Consider the following 17,777-nt stretch of genomic DNA (forward strand, 5'->3'; position numbering starts at 1 on the left):
ATAATATTTAAGCCCGGTTTGGTTAATTCCAGACCGGGCTTTTTTTGTGGGGAGATATTGCCTGGTTGCAGAGTAGGAGGGACCTGCGCAGCCATAATTGATCATAATATAAAGCAACGTAAGCCCCAGCTGCGCTACGTATTTATGGCCCCCGTAAATACCTAAGAACACTACACTAAAATCTGTAAACTTTTTTAGGACGAGACATAAAGAGCGGTTTTAACTCCGGAGACTCATCCTGTTGAAATTTTAGATTGATTAATTTTGTGCGTTAACCTAAATATGCAAAAGCCCATGAAAGGTTAAACTCCATAGCAAATTATTTAAAAAGACGCCATTAACCGTCAACTAATCCATTAATAACTACTAAACTAATAGGGAAATGCTTAATTTCGCAACCTCATACGCGTAAAACATAAAATGGACTACCAATTTAAAGAGATAGAGCAAAAATGGCAGCAGTTTTGGGCACAAAACCAAACCTTCAAAGCCGAAGACAAAAGCAGCAAACCCAAGTATTATGTGCTGGATATGTTCCCTTACCCATCAGGGGCTGGTCTGCACGTTGGGCACCCGCTGGGCTATATCGCTTCAGATATTTTTGCACGTTACAAACGCTTAAAAGGCTTTAACGTGTTGCACCCTATGGGCTATGATAGCTTTGGCTTACCCGCCGAGCAATACGCCATACAAACCGGTCAGCACCCTGCTATAACTACCGAAGATAATATTGCAACCTATCGCCGCCAGTTGGACCAGATCGGTTTTTCGTTCGACTGGAGCCGCGAGGTGCGTACCAGCTCTCCCGATTATTATAAATGGACCCAATGGATCTTCATGCAGTTGTTTAACAGCTGGTATAATAAAGATGCCGACAAGGCTCAGTCAATTGATCAACTGGTAGCACGTTTTGAAACCAAAGGTTCTGCCGGTATCAATGCCGTTTGCGATGATGAAATTTTAAGTTTTACTGCCGATGAGTGGAAAGCGTTCAGCAATGAAGTGCAGCAATCCGAATTGTTAAAATACCGCCTTACTTACCTGCGCGAAAGTACCGTAAACTGGTGCCCTGCCCTTGGTACCGTATTGGCAAACGACGAAGTAAAAGACGGCTTTAGCGAGCGTGGCGGCTACCCCGTTGAACAAAAGAAAATGACCCAATGGAGCATGCGCATTACCGCATACGCCGAAAGGTTATTACAAGGCCTTGATACTATCGACTGGCCAGAGCCTTTGAAAGAAATGCAAAGGAACTGGATTGGTAAAAGTACTGGTGCTTCAGTTAAATTCTCGATAGATAAATCAGGTCATAACGCCGTTTTGGGCACCGATTTTATCGAAGTGTTTACCACAAGGGTTGATACTATTTTTGGCGTTACCTTTTTAGTAATTGCTCCTGAGCATGAACTGGTAGCTTCATTAACTACTCCTGAGCAAAAGGCAGAAATCGAAGCTTATATTTCTCAAACCAAAAAGAAATCGGAGCTTGACAGGATGGCTGATGCCAAGACTGTATCAGGCGCGTTTACCGGCAGCTATGTGCTTAACCCGTTAAATGGGCAGCAAATTCCAATCTGGATTGCCGATTATGTTTTAGCAGGATATGGAACCGGGGCGGTTATGGCCGTACCATCAGGCGATCAGCGTGATTACCTGTTTGCAAAGCATTTTAATTTGCCGATAGTATCGATCCTCGATATTCAAAATATCGAAACCGAGGCTGACCCAACTAAAGATGGCACCTATATCAACTCCGATTTTATAAATGGCTTAGCTTACAAAGAAGCAACCGCCGCGGTGGTTGCCAAACTGGAAGAGATCAATGCTGGTAAAGCCAAGGTTAACTTCAGGATGCGTGACGCTATTTTCGGCCGTCAACGTTACTGGGGCGAGCCGGTGCCGGTTTACTTTAAAGAGGGTTTACCTCATTTAATTAATGAAAGCCATTTGCCATTACTATTGCCCGAAATTGATAAATATCTCCCAACCGAAACCGGCGAACCGCCATTAGGTCGTGCAGAGGATTGGAAATATGAAGGAGGTTTGTCTTACGAACTAAGCACCATGCCGGGTTGGGCTGGCTCAAGCTGGTATTGGTACCGTTATATGGATGCCCAAAACGATAAAGAGTTCGCATCGCGCGAAGCTATTGAATACTGGAAAGACGTTGATTTGTATATCGGTGGCAGTGAGCATGCAACCGGTCACCTGTTGTACAGCCGTTTCTGGAATAAGTTTTTGAAAGACCTTGACCTGGTTGTTGAGGAAGAGCCTTTCAAAAAATTAATCAACCAGGGCATGATCCAGGGCCGTAGTAATTTTGTTTACAGGCTGATTGACGAGGAAGGCAAAGGTACCAACACCTATGTATCGCACGGATTGATCAAAGAACATAAAACTACGCCAATACACGTTGATGTTAACATTGTTGAAAACGAAGTATTAAACATTGCCAAGTTTAAACAATGGCGACCTGAATTTGCAGATGCTGAATTTATCCTGGAAAACGGCAAATACATCTGTGGCGTCGAAGTTGAAAAAATGTCGAAACGGTATTACAACGTTGTAAATCCGGATGATATAGCAACCCGCTTTGGTGCCGATACCTTACGGATGTATGAGATGTTCTTAGGTCCGCTGGAGCAGAGCAAACCGTGGAATACCAATGGTATTGAGGGTGTTTTCAAATTCCTGCGTAAATTCTGGAGGTTATTCCATAATGATGCCTGGGAGTTTGGCGTAAACAATGCCGCTCCGTCAAAAGCCGAGTTGAAATCATTGCATAAGATCATTAAAAAGGTTGAAGAAGATATCGAGCGTTTTTCGTTCAATACTTCGGTATCCAGCTTCATGATCGCTGTTAATGAATTAACCGACCTGAAATGCAACAACCGTGCGATATTGCAGGATATGGTGATCATCCTTTCGCCTTATGCGCCGCACATTTGCGAGGAGCTTTGGTCGTTATTGGGTAATGCTGATGGTACTTTATCATACGCACCATTCCCTAAATTTAACGCGGAGTATTTGGTTGAAGACGAGTTTGCTTACCCAATCTCTATCAACGGTAAAATGAAAATGAACCTAAGCATCTCGTTAAGCCTTGATGTTAAAGAAATAGAAGCCTTTGTTTTGGCTAATGCCGATGTGCAAAAATACCTGGATGGTAAAACTCCTAAAAAACTGATTGTAGTAAAAGGCAGGATTGTAAATATGGTGGTTTAATCCCCCCTTAAACGGGTACTTTTTGGATTTTCAACCCTGGTTTTGCAACGCAAGGCCAGGGCTTTTTTTATTACCTGAAATAAAGATGTCAAATCCCGAAATACTTCGAAAGGCGGGAACGGGCGACGACAGGGTAAGAAATCTTATCTGCCTTGTATAGCCCTTGGCAGGGTATATAGGATTTTTCTATCGCCCTAACGTACAAATCATCCCGATGACATCCTGAAAATTCTAATCACATTCTAATTTCTTTCTTAAACCGTTTTAATGCCCGGTACCGACTATTGTATCAACAAACAGTAGTAAACACAAAAAAGGTATCATCATGAAAACATTAAACATTATCATCCCGTCTGATTTCACCTTATCATCATTAAACATTATACCTGTTTTGGCAGAGCGCTATCCGGATCAAAAGCTCAATATATCGCTCGTTCATTTCCTCCAATTGTCCGACTCTATATCCGATCTGCTATTATTATCCCGCAGAAGCAGGGAATATCAGCTCATCAGCGATGAATTTTACGCCGGTTGTACTATGCTGAAGAATGACTATGCAGACCGGATAGAAAACATCACCCCCGATTTTTTTTATGGCAACACGGTGGCTGTATTTAAAAACTATCTCGAAGAAAAAGAGACAGGCCTGATTGCCATGCCCGAAAACCACAGCTATGCAAGGTTAACACCTAACAGTTTTGACCCTACCATATTGATGCAACGGAGCGGGTATAAAATAATTACCCTTAAAGCTGAGGTTAAACAGCCTTTAATCATCGTTAATGCCGAAGCAGAGCATGAGCTGCTGGAGGTTTAATATTTATTAAAATCATTTAAAACAACTATCTATGTTACTAAAAGAAAATATCCCGGTAAAATATGTGGTAGGCAAAATAAAGAATGAATTGTTACTGGTTGCCGTGTATGCTGTAGCTATAGCCTTATTCCATCGTTTTTTGCCTGAATACCGCATTTCAATCCCAATTGCTGTGCCGGCCATATTGGCTACCATCATATCCTTGCTGCTGGCATTTCGTTCAAACCAGGCCTACGACCGCTGGTGGGAAGCCCGGAGCATTTGGGGAGCTATAGTGAACGATTCAAGATCGCTGGTGCGCGAGTTGATCACTTTTTTAGATGGCGATAATGCCACATGTGAAGAAATAGAAGGTTTCAAAAAACGGTTTGTTTACAGGCAGATAGCATGGTGCCATGGCTTAAGCCAATCATTACGCAAGCAAGATCCATATGCTAAAAACGGCCACCTGCTGGTTGACGAAGAAGTAAAATTCACTCATCGTTTTACAAACATGCCCAACAGCTTGCTAAAACTGCACGGACTTGACCTAAAACTGGCTTATAAAAATGGATGGCTTAATGATTACCAGCAAGTGCAGATAGATGGCACGCTTAACCGCCTGTGCGATGCTATGGGCAAATGCGAGCGGATCAAGAACACGGTATTCCCGGTTACATACAGCTTATACATCCATTTTTGCCTGTACCTGTTTATCATATTGCTGCCATTTGGCCTCATCGAATTCTTCGGCATGTTTGAAGTACCGCTGATCATAGCTATAGCGGCAGCATTTTTACTGGTAGAGAAAATGGCCATCCACCTGCAGGACCCATTTGAGAATAAACCGACAGATACCCCAACAACTGCCATATCGCAAACTATTGAACGCGATTTAAAGCAGATGCTTAACGATAAACATGAGAGTGAAAAAGCAGCAGTATCAACTGCCGCTAAAGCAAACGTATATTATATACTGTAAGCTTTATACCCCTGTGCGGGAAGGCACAGGGGTTCACTTATTTTATTACCTAAAGCCTAAACCTTCTTCTTTCATCTTCTCCTTCACTATCGGCACCGAGCTTTTGCCGACACCATGCAAATGCAAAAACTCTTTCTCGGTAAGTTTTGATAATTCAAGCAATGATGTAATCCCGGCATTAGCCAATGCGCGCCGTGCAGGATTGCCCAGCTTGCCAAATGGGGTATTTAATTCTTCTGTCTTCATAATGAACAGTTTTATTGATGATCAAATTTAATATCAAATTCCGTTTTGTATGCGGGGTATTTGCGACTATTGAGGGGGGGCTTGAGCTTATTTCTTGCGCTCGTTTGCAACTTTATAAAACAGAGAAAAACATGTCATTGCGAGCGCAGCGCGGCAATCGCACGGAAGCATAGCGGCCCTGTATAGCATGCGATTGCTTCGTCGTTCCTCCTCGCAATGACATGGAGTTGATGTAAAACAACAAGAGCCGCCTTTTCGGGCAGCTCCTGCTATCAACAAATGGATTGAATATTATTCATTAACCACACCCATTGAGCAGAATTTATCAATACGCTCGGCCACAAGCTCATCAATATTGCGCTCTTTAAGAGTTTTCAGGTCTTTTAATAATTGTTTTTTCAGGATACCGGCCATAGCAACCGGGTCTTGATGTGCACCGCCAAGTGGTTCTTTGATCACCCCGTCAATCAACTTGTTCTTAAACATCTCTGTCGATGTTAGTTTAAGAACTTCAGCAGCACGCTCTTTATTTTCCCAGGTTTTCCAAAGAATGGTTGAGCAGTTTTCGGGAGAGATCACCGAATACCATGAGTTATCCAGCATCAGCACCCTATCGCCAATACCAATACCCAATGCGCCGCCCGATGCGCCTTCGCCAATAATAACACAGATCACCGGCACTTTCAGCACTGCCATTTCGAGCAGGTTACGGGCAATGGCTTCACCTTGCCCGCGCTCTTCGGCCTCTAAACCCGGATAAGCTCCCGGAGTATCAATTAAAGTAACAACGGGCTTGTTAAATTTTTCGGCCATTTTCATCAGCCTTAAGGCTTTACGATAGCCCTCAGGATTAGCCATGCCGAAGTTACGGTACTGGCGCTCTTTAGTGTTACGGCCCTTTTGATGACCGATAAACATTACTGTTTGGCCATTCAGCGTACCAAAACCACCAATTATAGCTTTATCATCACCTACGGTACGGTCGCCATGCAGCTCAATGAAATCATCGCACATCAGCTCGATGTACTGCAAGGTGTAAGGCCTTTCCGGGTGACGCGAAATTTGTACTTTTTGCCAGCCTGTAAGGTTGTTGTATATATCTTTTTTGGCTTCTTCCAGCTTTCCTTCCAGCTCGGCAACAGTTGCCGACATGTCGAGTTTGTTTTTTTCCTCAACCTGCTTTACCTTCTCTATTTGCTGCTGTAACTCAGCCAGTGGTTTTTCAAAATCAAACGTAATCTTCATACACTTTATTTGGAGGCGCTAAATTAAGCAAATCAAACGGGATATTTTCAATTATGAGCAGCGAGTGTTTCCAACTTCGTGATTTGCTGCGGGGCCAATGCATTGCCGGTGCTTAAACAGGCCTGCAAAATGGCATTCCTGAGCTCTCCGTAATACAAACCCGAGCGGTTGGCGTAAAAGATAATGCTGCCATTATCCGTCCCTTTTCTCATCAGTTTATCAAGCGTGGTTTCGTTGGTAACAATAAAATTGCCCATCTCTACCCGTTTGCGGTGCAGTTCGGCAGCAATGGCCGTAATTTTGGTAAGCTGAACCGGGCTCAGGCTTAGTTCTTTTTTAAACTTCAGCGCTGCATCGGGCATGGGATAATGGTTAAGCCGGGCAACCTGTTCAATATCGTCAAACAAATACTCACCGGTAATCAGTTGGGTAAACTTTTTGTCGCTCAGGGTTTTTATGGACGATTTTTTCAGGGTACTGTCGGCTTGCTGGGCTTTGGCAGTGATGCTGAGCATTAGGGTTATGAGGAGGGGGAGGATGGTTTTTAGCATGCGTTGATTTAATTCTTACTTTTTTAAACATGGATCTATCTTTTTTAAGATAGCCAGGGCTTTTTCATATGGAATTTGAATACCTTCTATTTTAAAAGAGGCAATCATCGATCTCAAGATATCCTCCCTTGAAAATTTATCGCGTTTAATTTTTTGTCTTTGTATCGACTTCATTATTAAATATAACTCAAATTTCAACCAAAATCAAAGATTATATCTTTCTGATGACGTGATTGTAAATCATTGGTTATTAGGCATATTTTCGATTTGTTTTATAAATATGGGCGTTGCCTGCGGCCCGGGCTTTCCGTTACAAGTCCTCGCTTTTCCTGCCCGCAATCCCTATACACGCTGTGGGCTTTACACTGCAATCCCTAACGCACCCCACACACAACACCCCTAAAATATATTATACACACTATCACTATTTTTTCCGGGGCTTCCGTGGTGGATCCCAAAGACACTAAGGTTAATTGTGTTTTCAATTGCGCCTTAGCGACTTTGCGTGAAACAATTTAACCAATAAATACAGATTTTTACTATTCCACCTTCACAACCTTTGTCCTTGCCGAAATTCCGTTTTCATTAAACGCTTCTATCTGAAAATAGTATGGCAGGCTTTTATCCATCCCATTAAAATAGTATTCGTTACGGCCGTAAACCATCATGTTGTTGTACAATTTATCGGGCGCTAGGCCGAAGTAAATGGTGTAGCCGGTGGCATTATCGTTTGGCTTCCACTTAAGCCAGGCGTTGCGGCGTTCGCTGTCGCCACGCAGTATAATCAGGTTTTGCACGGTATCGGGTTTTGCACCTGCACCTTTACCAAACACCCTTAAGCCAGATATTGCAAATTTGCCTGTAGGCATGTGCAGGTTAACCATTTTTATGTAACGCGCTTTGACAGGATTTTTAAGCTCGATATAATCGTGCGGCACATCTTTACGGTTTTTGCTTTTGTCGATAAGGGGCTGCCATGTTTTGCCGTTAACCGACGAATAAACGATATACTGATGATACACACCTAATGATTTGCCCATAAACGTGGCATCCTGATCGGCATAGTTAATTTGGATGGCATTTACAGTGCTGATCCCGCCGAGATCAGTTTTAAGCCATTCGCCTTTATTGGCTGTTTTGGCGCTCAAATAAGTTTTAATGTCTTCATCAACAGCATTATTGGCGGCATAAGCGCCCAGGGTTGATGAAACCTCTACAGGTTTATTATAATTAAGGATCATCCAGCCGGTAAAATTACTTTTCAGATGGTCTTCGGGGCCGCTGGATAAATAATGCGGATAATCGCCATAAGCGGTATTGCTGTACAGTACGCCATCCTTATCAAACCCGGCAGGCCAGAAGCCAATGCGGCGCTCAAAGTTGTTTTTCACCGAGATGCCCATCGTGCTGATATGCCAGTAATTTCCATATTTATCGGCCCAGGTAGCGCCATGCCCTGCACCTTTGGCAAAGCCTCCCGGCTTGTATGAAAAAGGGTTATGCTTTTGATAGGTGAAAGGCCCCAGCGGGTGATCGCCTACAAAAACACCATCGCCATAGCCACTTTGCTCGGTACCTGGTGCGCCGAATTGCAGGTAATACTTCCCTTTATACTTGTTCATCCATGAGCCTTCAATAAAGGGCAGCAGGAACACATTATCGTTATGCTCACCAAAACGTTCCCAGCCATGCTCTTCGGGGTTAAGCTTAACCATTTCTTTTTTTGGGCCGATGGGTTCGAAGGTGCGCCTGTCAATCTCCTGCCCGTAAAGCGGCAGTGTATTGCTGGAACCATGGTAAATATAAACCCGGCCGTCATCGTCAGCAAACATACCCGGGTCCCAGGCGCCAACTTTAAAATAGTCTTTGGCGGCTTTCCAATCGTCATGCGTTGGGTTGGTGCTCATCCATAGGGTAAAATCTTTATTATAGGTTGATCCGATCACCAGCAGGGTATCGCCCAAAACCAATGTAGCGGGTGCACAAAGTTCATCGTCTTTAACTTCATTGTACGGACGGACGAACTTGCGGTAAACAAAATTCCAGTTCAGCATGTCATCGCTCCACCAGTAACCGAATTGGTTGGTGGAGAACAGGTAATATTTACCTTTAAACAGGGTCATGGTTGGATCGGCGGTGGCACGGTGTTTACCCCAGCTTGCAAAAGTTTCGAAGGGGGTGTAACCATAATCGAGGTTAAGTGGGTTACAATAGGTAAGGCGTTTTTGTTGCGCTTGGGCGCTCATTGCGCAGCAACATATCAGGATGAGCAGATAACTGGTAACTGTTTTCATAAGGAAATACTAACAGGTTATAATGGTATTACAACAGGGGGCTAATATCAGTTTTTAAACAGCAATAAAAATTTTGTGTACTACTACATCTGTTTCACAACGTAAAATATTTTAACATTGTGTGTTAAAAACACAATTAATTCGTACTTTCATCAGCACAAGCCAGTTATCCTAAATATCGCTTTTATGAACAAGAAATCCCTGCTGTTCTTCGTCATGCAATTACTTTTTATTGCATCTGCTTTCGCGCAATATCCCAAAATGGATAAGCTGCTTTACGGCGTAGCTTATTATGATGAGTACATGCCTTATGAAAGACTGGATAAGGACGTGCAAATGATGAAAGCCTGCGGCATTAACGTGGTACGCATTGCCGAATCGACCTGGAGCACGGAAGAGCCACAGGATGGCGTTTTCGATTTTACCCATATCGACAGGGTTTTAAACGCTATGCAAAAAGCAGGGATCCATGTTATTATAGGTACGCCCACCTATGCTGTGCCTACCTGGATGGTAAAAAAACATCCCGAGATCTTAGCTATCACCCCATCGGGCCAAAACCAATACGGGCCGCGGCAAAATATGGATATCACCAATAAAGATTACCGTTTTTATGCCGAGCGTGTTATCCGCAAAATAATGGAGCACGTGAAGGATAACAAGGCCGTAATCGGTTACCAGGTAGATAACGAAACCAAATCGTACGGTACGGCGGGGCCAAACGTGCAGGCGTTGTTTGTTAACTACATGAAGGCAAAATATAAAACGCTTGATAACATCAACCACATTTTCGGGCTCGATTACTGGAGCAACCGCATCAATAACTGGGACGATTTTCCGTCGATGGTTAATACCATTAATGGCAGCCTTTCATCCGAGTTTGCCAAATTTCAGCGGCAGCTGGTTACTGATTATTTAGCATGGCAGGCCGCCATTGTGCGCGAATACAAACGTCCCGATCAGTTCATCACCCAAAACTTCGACCTGGAATGGCACGGCTATTCGTTCGGCATTCAGCCCGATGTTGATCATTTTGCAGCGGCCAAAGCTTTGGATATTGCAGGCATTGATATTTACCACCCCAGCCAGGATAAGCTTACCGGTGTGGAGATCTCTTTTGGAGGCGATGTGGCCCGATCAATGAAAGGCGGCAAAAACTACCTTACTATCGAAACCGAAGCTCAGGGCTTTCCGCAATGGGTACCTTATCCCGGCCAGCTGAGGTTGCAGGCTTTTAGTCATTTGGCGTCGGGGGCAAATATGGTGAGCTACTGGCCATGGCACTCTATCCATAACTCGGCCGAAACCTACTGGAAAGGTTTGTTAAGTCATGATTTTGAACCTAACCCTGTTTATGACGAGGCTAAAACCATCGGCAAAGATTTCGACAGGCTAAGCGCCAAACTCATCAATCTGAAAAAGAAAAACGACGTAGCTATCCTGTTCAGCAACGAAGCCCTTACCGGCTTTAAAGCTTTTGGCTTTGGCTGGGGCGTACGTACCGGCTATAATGATGTATTGCGCCAGTTTTACGATGGCTTGTACCATATGAACGTAGGCTGTGATTTTGTTGACCCGACAAGTAAGAATATTGAAGATTATAAACTGCTGATAGTTCCCCTGCTATACGCGGCACCGGATAGTTTGTTAAAGCGCTTAAACATCTATGTTAAAAACGGCGGGCACATCATTTATACCTTCAAAAGCGGTTTCGCCGACGAAAATGTGAAAGTACGTACCACCCATCAGCCGGGAATTATTGAAGAAGCCTGCGGAATTTACTACAGCCAGTTTACCGAACCCAGCAATGTATCATTAAAAGCTGATGATTGGAACCTGAAACCCGAAGATAAAAAGCTGAATACCTGGATGGAGCTCATTACTCCTACTACCGCTAAAGTATTAGCTTACTATGATCACCCGGTTTGGGGCAAGTACGCCGCCATTACCCAAAACAACTACGGAAAAGGCGTGGCGACCTATATTGGCACGCTTACCACCGGTGCCGTTACCGATAAGCTTCTCGCGGATGAGGTAAGATCCATCGGGTTATGGGGAGCAGATCAGCAGATAGCATGGCCTATCGTCACAAAGCAGGGCGTAAATCAGGCAGGTAAAACAGTTCATTATTATTTTAATTACTCGGCTAATGAAGCCAGCCTAACTTACCCTTACAGTAATGGTAAGGAGTTGCTATCTGGCGATAACGTCAGCAAAAATGCCGGTTTAAAACTGGAGCCCTGGGGTATAAAGATCATTGAAACAAACTAATTACGAATTCGCTTTCCGGGTTCGGCGAAGGATGATCAGCGCAACCAAACCGATAAAGCTAAATACACCTAATATCCAATAGCCCGTCGCTTGTGATGGGTTTACGGCTTTTTGATCGGTACTTTGTTTTACACCGGCGTCGCCACTGGGTACACTTGCTTTATCGCTGTCCTGTAAAGTGCCGGTTCCGGTACCTGATACCGTAGCTGAACCTGGGGCTCCCTGGCTCGATCCGTTTCCGGCACCGGCTCCATTAGCTTTTGTAGTTAATGCGGAAGTATCTGTTGATGATTGTGCCAATACGGGGACAGCAGTGCCTAATATTAATCCCAATAACAGCATGGCCAGTTTTATTCTTAATACTTTCATAGCATATAGTTTTGATGCGAGGTAGTTAAAACAATAGCTGTGCCAGTGATAAGAATAATTTAACAAGATAGAGGGTGAACAAATAAAATATCATTTCGCGTGTTAAAACCCGGTGACATTGAAGAGAGAATGGCATCTTCTTCACTTTATTATAAGTGACCATCAGGGGGAGCGCCGGAAAAACCAGAGTTCGAAAATGACAAAAAGTATTATTTAATTTTATAAATAGGTAGCATCACCCTGATCTCGGTGCCTTCCCCCTCTTTAGAAACAATGCCGATATTCCCTTTATGCAGCCTTACAATGTTCAGCGCCAGCGGAAGCCCTACGCCGTGCCCCTCGTATTTCCCGGTGTTTGATGCACGGAAAAATGGTTCGAAAATATGCTGCACATCGCTTTCGGGGATACCAATGCCCTGGTCCTTTACGCTAAAAATAATACTGTTGTTTTCGGCATATACTTTAAGCACTACCGGTTTGTTCTCCGAGTATTTACAGGCATTAAGCCCTATGTTACTTATAGCCAGTTTAAGCAGGTTAATATTGCCCTCTGTCACTAAGCTATCCACATCATCGGGCAGTGATGAAAAATCAATACTAAGATTATTTGTTGGGTTAATATGATCAACAGCCTCTTTAACCATAAACGCCATTTCATCGGCACGGATCTGTTCCCAGTTTTGCTTTTTGCCATCGAAGCCACTTTGTGCCAGCCCCAGCAGGCTGGTAATTATATCCTGCAGACTTTGGGTGCCGGTTAATATCTCCTGCAGGTTTTTATGCAGATCTGCCCCTGGTTGATCCAGATTTTTGAGGGAAAGTTCGGCTTCGCCTTTAATGATGGCCAGGGGGGTGCGTAACTCGTGAGACGCGTTGCTGATAAAGTTATTCTGGGTTTCAAAGGCTGTTTCCAGCCTGTCGAGCATGTTGTTGAAAGTTTGGGTAAGCTCGGCTATTTCGTCTTTCCCGTTATAATCCTCCAAACGCAAATGCAGGTTGCTGGCGGTAATGGTATTTACCTTTTTAATGATGCTGCGTACCGGCTTAAAGGTATGATATGAAAACCGGCGACCAATAATATACACGATCAATATCGAAATCAGGAAACTGACTATCAGCACCTGCTCAAGATCATTCAGCTCACTAAGGCCAGATGGATTGGTTGCCGAAACCACAATAATAGCATCCCCCTCCGGAAAGTGGAAGATATTGCCGGCGTAAAATACATTATCGGCTTTAAACCTCGATTTACCGTTGGCGATGATGTTATTAATTAGTTGGCGCGGAACGCCTTTAACTGTTTTGCCTTTTGTGTAAATATCAGGTTTAATGATGTATTGCTTTTCGGCTATGAGGCGTTCCAGATAGCGCTGGCGTATTTCCCGGTACATGCCGAGGCTGTCGCGATCATTAAGGTGATGGATCTGGGAGGAGATGTTTACACGGGTCTCAAGCCGTTTATAAAAATCATCGAAGGTAAACTGGTGCACAAAATAAAAAATAGCACTGCTGAATATCAATATTACCGACACTGTTAGCACCAGGAACAACAGCGCTACTTTTTTCTGGATGCTCATGCCGCGTTGTTTTTTAAAATATAGCCCATGCCAATAACTGTATGGATGAGCTTGGGCTCAAAATCTTTATCCACCTTTTTGCGCAGGTAGTTAATGTATACATCAACCACGTTGGTACCCATATTGAAATCAATGTTCCAAACGTGCTCCAATATCTCAATGCGGCTGAGCATGTGGTTTTTATTTTTAGCCAGAAACTCCAGCAGGCGATATTCCGTAGCTGTCAGGTCAATGGTTTTATCACCGCGTTTAACTGATTTTTCGTCGCCGTTAATTACCAGGTCGGCAATTTGGATCACGTTTGGCGGCTGTACAAGGTTGTTGTTGCGGCGGGCCAGGGTGCGGATGCGGGCATTGAGTTCGGCAAGGCTAAAGGGTTTAACCATGTAATCATCTGCACCACTATCGAGGCCCACTACTACGTTTTCGGTGGTGCCCAGGGCTGTAAGCATTAATATGGCTGAATGTTGATTGGCCTGTCTTAATCTGCGACAAACTTCAATGCCATTAATGCCGGGCAGCATGATATCCAGTATGATGAGTTGAAAATCCGTTTTCATAGCCATATCCAACCCGGTTGTACCATCAAGGGCAACGCTTACTTCGTGGCCTTCGGCAGTTAGGTCGCGCTGAATAATGGATACCAGTTTGGGTTCATCTTCTATGAGCAGGATCTTCATTGTGGCAAATATATATTACGCTTAGTATAAACAATAAATAACCATGATGTTTTGGTTAAACTCCACAGGAATATCGGTAAATTAAAGAAATAATAATTGTAAGCCCTGTCACCGGTCGAAGTTTAGCGTCAGCGTAACTTCGACCTAAAATCGCGGAAGCATCCTGCTTCCGCGACTCAGGTTAACATGCTCGCTTTAATTCTTTTAGGCAAGGACATTCAAGCTGAAAGCTTGAGCTGTTTTAGGTCGAAGTTACGCTGACGCTAAACTTCGACCAGCTCTCGTGTAGATAAAAAAATGCCCTCCTCACCGGTGGGCATTTTCAAAAATTGAAAAGGAGACTTACTTTTTTCCCGTCACCCCAAATTTCTTTTCAAAGCCGCTCAGCTGCGTGCTGAATTTATTGAATAGTTGCGGCTGCTTGTATTGCTTGCTAAACTCAACCAAGCCACCTAATATCTGCATGGAATATTGCAGGTCACGGTTTTCGAGGTTGGTTTCGCCTTTTTGGAATAGTGCGTAGCTGTAATCAAGCTGATTGCTTACATAGTCATCAACCAGGTTAGCCAGTTTGTTGCCAAGCTGAATATCGTTTAAACGGTAAGCGTTTTCAATCATATAATATTTACGTACCGCTATCTCTAATGAGTTAATAGTGGTTGGCATTACCTCATCATATTTTTTAAGTACTTTACGGGCCGAATCAGGTTTGCCGGCTTTGGCCAGGTCATCGGCCAGGGTTGAATAAAGCCTGGTGATAAGCGGGTAAAACATCGTCATTGATTCGTGATCAAGATAGCTGGCGTTTTTCATGTTGCCCCATTTGTATTTGGTCATCATGTTTTCATACATCTTACCGATGTTGCTGGCTTCAAGCGGCCCAACGGCTGTATCCGGTTTTAATGGCAGTAAACGGTAAGCGAAGCCTTCGTTATACATATATTTATCCAGGCCGATCATATTACTGTTAGGTACAGTAACCGAAAAATAAATAGGCCGTTTCCAGTTGTTATGGCTCAGGATATCCATCATTGCCAGTACATCCTTGGTAACGTAACGACCGTTAAATGTCCAGTCCATTTCCGGGGCTATTTTATCTTTATTGGCTGCTGGTACAGAGCCTGTTTTAATAACCTCATCAGCGTTAACCGTTAGTTTGAATTTATTGGTTGGCAGGTAATTGGCAACATCGCCATTGTTATACTCAACCATAGCTTCTTTTTTATCAGAGGTAATGAAATCGAAAACATCTTTCAGCTCGGTAGCCCCCGCAATTTTTTGATCGCTAAAGTAGATCACATCACGTACGCCCGGTTTAAATTTATCATTCGGCATACTGATCGGCAATGGTTCCGATTCGTTCATCTTGTTTTTCATACCGCGGATGTACCAGTCGGTGCCCAGCAAGCTCAGGTTTACGATACGCACATCGGGTCGTACATTTTCAACCTCCTGTATGTACCAAAGCGGGTAGGTATCATTATCGCCATAAGTAAACAAAATGGCATTTGGTGCGCATGAATTAAGATAGTTATAAGCCATATCATGGGGGGTAAGCTTGGTTGAGCGGTCATGATCGTCCCATTCCTGGTTGGCCATTAATAAAGGAGCGGCCAGTAAACAAACCACTGTAGAGATAATGGCGCTAACCTTTGCATTCAGCTTTTTGCTTAACAAATCGGCAATGCCTATCACGCCCAAACCTATCCATATGGCAAAGGCATAAAAGGAGCCTGCATAAGCATAATCACGCTCACGGGGTTGCAGTGGATCCTGGTTAAGGTAAAGCACAATAGCTAAACCGGTACAAACAAACAGGATAGCAACAACCCCGGCTTCGCGTTGGTTGCGCGCAAAATGAAATACCGCACCAAACAAGCCAATGATAAGCGGTAAAAAGAACAGGCGGTTATAACTTTTGCTTTCGGTAACCGAATACGGAAGGGGTTTGTTAAAGTTCCATCCGCTGATCCATTCGCCGTCGGCACCTGAATTTAAACTCTGACCGTCAAGATCATTAGACCTGCCGGCAAAGTTCCACAGGAAATAGCGGGTATACATTTGATTGATCTGCCATTTGGCAAAAAAGCTGATGTTTGAGCCAAAGGTAGGGTGTTCGCTTTCGCCAAGGCCTGTCCACTCACGGTAAAATTCCGGGTGGCCGGGCTTATCGCTGAACATCCTTGGGAATATGGTATTACGGTCATAAACGGTATTGAGTTTTTTACCGGCAACTTCGTATTTGGTTGCCCCGCGGCGGTAAATGTTAGCGCCTTCGGTTTGTGCTGTAGCTTCCGAATCAAAAAACTGTCCGTACAATAACGGGGTATCGCCGTATTGGTCGCGGTTAAGATAGCTGTTTAAGGCAAAAGCATTTTCCGGGTCGCTGTTATTCAGGTTAGGGCTAGCCTTTGCACGTACCACGATCATCACAAATGAACTGTAGCCAAACAGGATAAACAGCAGGCAAATTAAAAAGCTGTTAAGCGCGAAACGCTTTTCGCGGATTTTTACTACATACTCCAGCAGCGCTAAAATACCCGCGCTTACTATTAAACCAATAATACCGCCGCTGATGCCTAATATCAATACAAAGCATACGGCCGCTAAAATAATGGCAGGTTTAACAGGATTTATAGTATAGTAAATGCCTGCAACAATGGTAATAATGAGCAGTACAAAAAACACCACCGCACCACTGCCAAAGCCCATTCCCAGAGTATTTACAAAAAGCAGATCGGAAAAAGCCGCGCCTTTTACGGTGTATTGTATAACGCCCCAAAGTACAAATGCCAGTGCCACAACACTTACCAAAAAAGTAAGCAGTGTGCCTTTTGTAGTAACATTTTTTACCCTGCGGAAATAGATCACCAAACCGATAGCCGGGATCACCAGTAAGTTTAATAAGTGAATACCGATGGAAAGGCCCATTACATAGGCGATAAAAACTATCCACCTGTCGGCATGAGGTTCATCGGCATGGGCATCCCATTTTAATATCGCCCAAAATACTACCGCGGTGCAAAGGGACGATTGCGCATAAACCTCTGATTCAACGGCCGAAAACCAAAAAGTATCCGACCATGCATAGGCTAAAGCACCAACAAGGCCCGAACCAATGATGAGGATCAGGTTGGTTGAATTAAGTTGCTCTTCTGTTTTAACCAATAGTTTTTTGGCGAGGGCGGTAATGGTCCAAAACAGGAACATGATGGTAGCGCCGCTGGCCAGGGCCGATGCCATATTGGCCCAATAAGCAACTTTGGTATTATCGCCCATAGATAACAGGGTAAATACCTTGCCAATGATGGTAAACAGGGGCGCGCCAGGCTGGTGCGCTACCTGCAGGCGATAAATACAGGCTATAAATTCGCCGCAATCCCAAAAGCTTGATGATGGCTCAAGGGTTAAAATGTAGGTTACTGTGGCAATAATAAAGGCTACCCAGCCAAATATATTGTTGAGTTTTTTATAATTCATGATTGAACACTATGTAAAAAAACAGGATTAATGCAGCCGAAAATAATAAAACTATTGGGAT

At 43.8% G+C, this 17,777-nt stretch carries 12 protein-coding genes; 4 read left to right on the top strand and 8 right to left on the bottom strand.

Annotation, left to right across the window (positions count from 1 at the left end; translation table 11 throughout):
• The first annotated feature begins 420 nt into the window (after positions 1–420).
• The 3 genes from leuS to ACP26M_RS26870 all read left to right on the top strand — a co-directional run bounded on the left by leuS (position 421) and on the right by ACP26M_RS26870 (position 5,003).
• On the top strand, positions 421–3,225 hold the full coding sequence (gene leuS / locus ACP26M_RS26860) for a leucine--tRNA ligase (protein ID WP_426584836.1): 2,805 nt from the start codon (positions 421–423) through the stop codon (positions 3,223–3,225).
• 325 nt (positions 3,226–3,550) lie between these two features.
• On the top strand, positions 3,551–4,042 hold the full coding sequence (locus tag ACP26M_RS26865) for a hypothetical protein (RefSeq protein WP_090529199.1): 492 nt from the start codon (positions 3,551–3,553) through the stop codon (positions 4,040–4,042).
• A 31-nt stretch (positions 4,043–4,073) separates the two neighbouring features.
• Positions 4,074–5,003: a bestrophin family protein gene (locus ACP26M_RS26870; protein WP_090529196.1), complete on the top strand. Its 930-nt coding sequence runs from the start codon at positions 4,074–4,076 to the stop codon at positions 5,001–5,003.
• A gap of 45 nt (positions 5,004–5,048) precedes the next feature.
• Here the strand turns inward: ACP26M_RS26870 and ACP26M_RS26875 are convergent, their stop codons facing one another.
• The 4 genes from ACP26M_RS26875 to ACP26M_RS26890 form a co-directional block, all read right to left on the bottom strand.
• On the bottom strand, positions 5,049–5,249 hold the full coding sequence (locus tag ACP26M_RS26875; protein WP_426584839.1) for a DNA-directed RNA polymerase subunit alpha C-terminal domain-containing protein: 201 nt from the start codon (positions 5,247–5,249) through the stop codon (positions 5,049–5,051).
• A gap of 291 nt (positions 5,250–5,540) precedes the next feature.
• Positions 5,541–6,494, bottom strand: coding sequence for an acetyl-CoA carboxylase carboxyltransferase subunit alpha (locus tag ACP26M_RS26880; protein ID WP_188833407.1), 954 nt, complete (start codon positions 6,492–6,494; stop codon positions 5,541–5,543).
• A gap of 47 nt (positions 6,495–6,541) precedes the next feature.
• The gene (locus ACP26M_RS26885) at positions 6,542–7,045 is read right to left on the bottom strand and encodes a hypothetical protein (protein WP_426584841.1); all 504 of its coding nucleotides are present in this window, start codon (positions 7,043–7,045) and stop codon (positions 6,542–6,544) included.
• A 539-nt stretch (positions 7,046–7,584) separates the two neighbouring features.
• Positions 7,585–9,339 carry a family 43 glycosylhydrolase gene (locus tag ACP26M_RS26890; RefSeq protein WP_426584843.1) on the bottom strand — a complete coding sequence of 585 codons (1,755 nt, stop codon included), beginning with the start codon at positions 9,337–9,339 and terminating at the stop codon, positions 7,585–7,587.
• 186 nt (positions 9,340–9,525) lie between these two features.
• Between ACP26M_RS26890 and ACP26M_RS26895 the strand changes: the two genes are divergently transcribed.
• Positions 9,526–11,610: a beta-galactosidase gene (locus ACP26M_RS26895; RefSeq protein ID WP_426584845.1), complete on the top strand. Its 2,085-nt coding sequence runs from the start codon at positions 9,526–9,528 to the stop codon at positions 11,608–11,610.
• Here ACP26M_RS26895 and ACP26M_RS26900 read toward each other — a convergent pair whose 3' ends face one another.
• The 4 genes from ACP26M_RS26900 to ACP26M_RS26915 all read right to left on the bottom strand — a co-directional run bounded on the left by ACP26M_RS26900 (position 11,611) and on the right by ACP26M_RS26915 (position 17,716).
• Complete coding sequence (locus ACP26M_RS26900) at positions 11,611–11,979, bottom strand: hypothetical protein (protein WP_426584847.1); 369 nt, start codon at positions 11,977–11,979, stop codon at positions 11,611–11,613.
• Positions 11,980–12,188: 209 nt separating this feature from the next.
• Complete coding sequence (locus ACP26M_RS26905; protein WP_426584849.1) at positions 12,189–13,556, bottom strand: ATP-binding protein; 1,368 nt, start codon at positions 13,554–13,556, stop codon at positions 12,189–12,191.
• Entirely contained in the window at positions 13,553–14,236 is a 684-nt protein-coding gene (locus ACP26M_RS26910; RefSeq protein ID WP_426584851.1) for a response regulator transcription factor, read from the bottom strand. The genes ACP26M_RS26905 and ACP26M_RS26910 overlap by 4 nt, the downstream gene beginning before the upstream one ends.
• A 342-nt stretch (positions 14,237–14,578) precedes the next feature.
• Positions 14,579–17,716 (bottom strand): glycosyltransferase family 117 protein, encoded by a 3,138-nt coding sequence (locus tag ACP26M_RS26915; protein WP_426584853.1) that lies wholly within the window; start codon positions 17,714–17,716, stop codon positions 14,579–14,581.
• Between the last annotated feature and the right edge of the window lie 61 nt (positions 17,717–17,777).

Source organism: Mucilaginibacter sp. R-33 (assembly GCF_049949235.1).
Taxonomy (GTDB): domain Bacteria; phylum Bacteroidota; class Bacteroidia; order Sphingobacteriales; family Sphingobacteriaceae; genus Mucilaginibacter.

Excerpts from the sequence above, each read along its gene's own strand:
- leuS (WP_426584836.1), top strand. The coding sequence starts at position 421 with ATGGACTACCAATTTAAAGAGATAGAGCAAAAATGGCAGCAGTTTTGG.
- ACP26M_RS26865 (WP_090529199.1), top strand. The coding sequence starts at position 3,551 with ATGAAAACATTAAACATTATCATCCCGTCTGATTTCACCTTATCATCA.
- ACP26M_RS26870 (WP_090529196.1), top strand. The coding sequence starts at position 4,074 with ATGTTACTAAAAGAAAATATCCCGGTAAAATATGTGGTAGGCAAAATA.
- ACP26M_RS26875 (WP_426584839.1), bottom strand. The coding sequence starts at position 5,249 with ATGAAGACAGAAGAATTAAATACCCCATTTGGCAAGCTGGGCAATCCT.
- ACP26M_RS26880 (WP_188833407.1), bottom strand. The coding sequence starts at position 6,494 with ATGAAGATTACGTTTGATTTTGAAAAACCACTGGCTGAGTTACAGCAG.
- ACP26M_RS26885 (WP_426584841.1), bottom strand. The coding sequence starts at position 7,045 with ATGCTAAAAACCATCCTCCCCCTCCTCATAACCCTAATGCTCAGCATC.
- ACP26M_RS26890 (WP_426584843.1), bottom strand. The coding sequence starts at position 9,339 with ATGAAAACAGTTACCAGTTATCTGCTCATCCTGATATGTTGCTGCGCA.
- ACP26M_RS26895 (WP_426584845.1), top strand. The coding sequence starts at position 9,526 with ATGAACAAGAAATCCCTGCTGTTCTTCGTCATGCAATTACTTTTTATT.
- ACP26M_RS26900 (WP_426584847.1), bottom strand. The coding sequence starts at position 11,979 with ATGAAAGTATTAAGAATAAAACTGGCCATGCTGTTATTGGGATTAATA.
- ACP26M_RS26905 (WP_426584849.1), bottom strand. The coding sequence starts at position 13,556 with ATGAGCATCCAGAAAAAAGTAGCGCTGTTGTTCCTGGTGCTAACAGTG.
- ACP26M_RS26910 (WP_426584851.1), bottom strand. The coding sequence starts at position 14,236 with ATGAAGATCCTGCTCATAGAAGATGAACCCAAACTGGTATCCATTATT.
- ACP26M_RS26915 (WP_426584853.1), bottom strand. The coding sequence starts at position 17,716 with ATGAATTATAAAAAACTCAACAATATATTTGGCTGGGTAGCCTTTATT.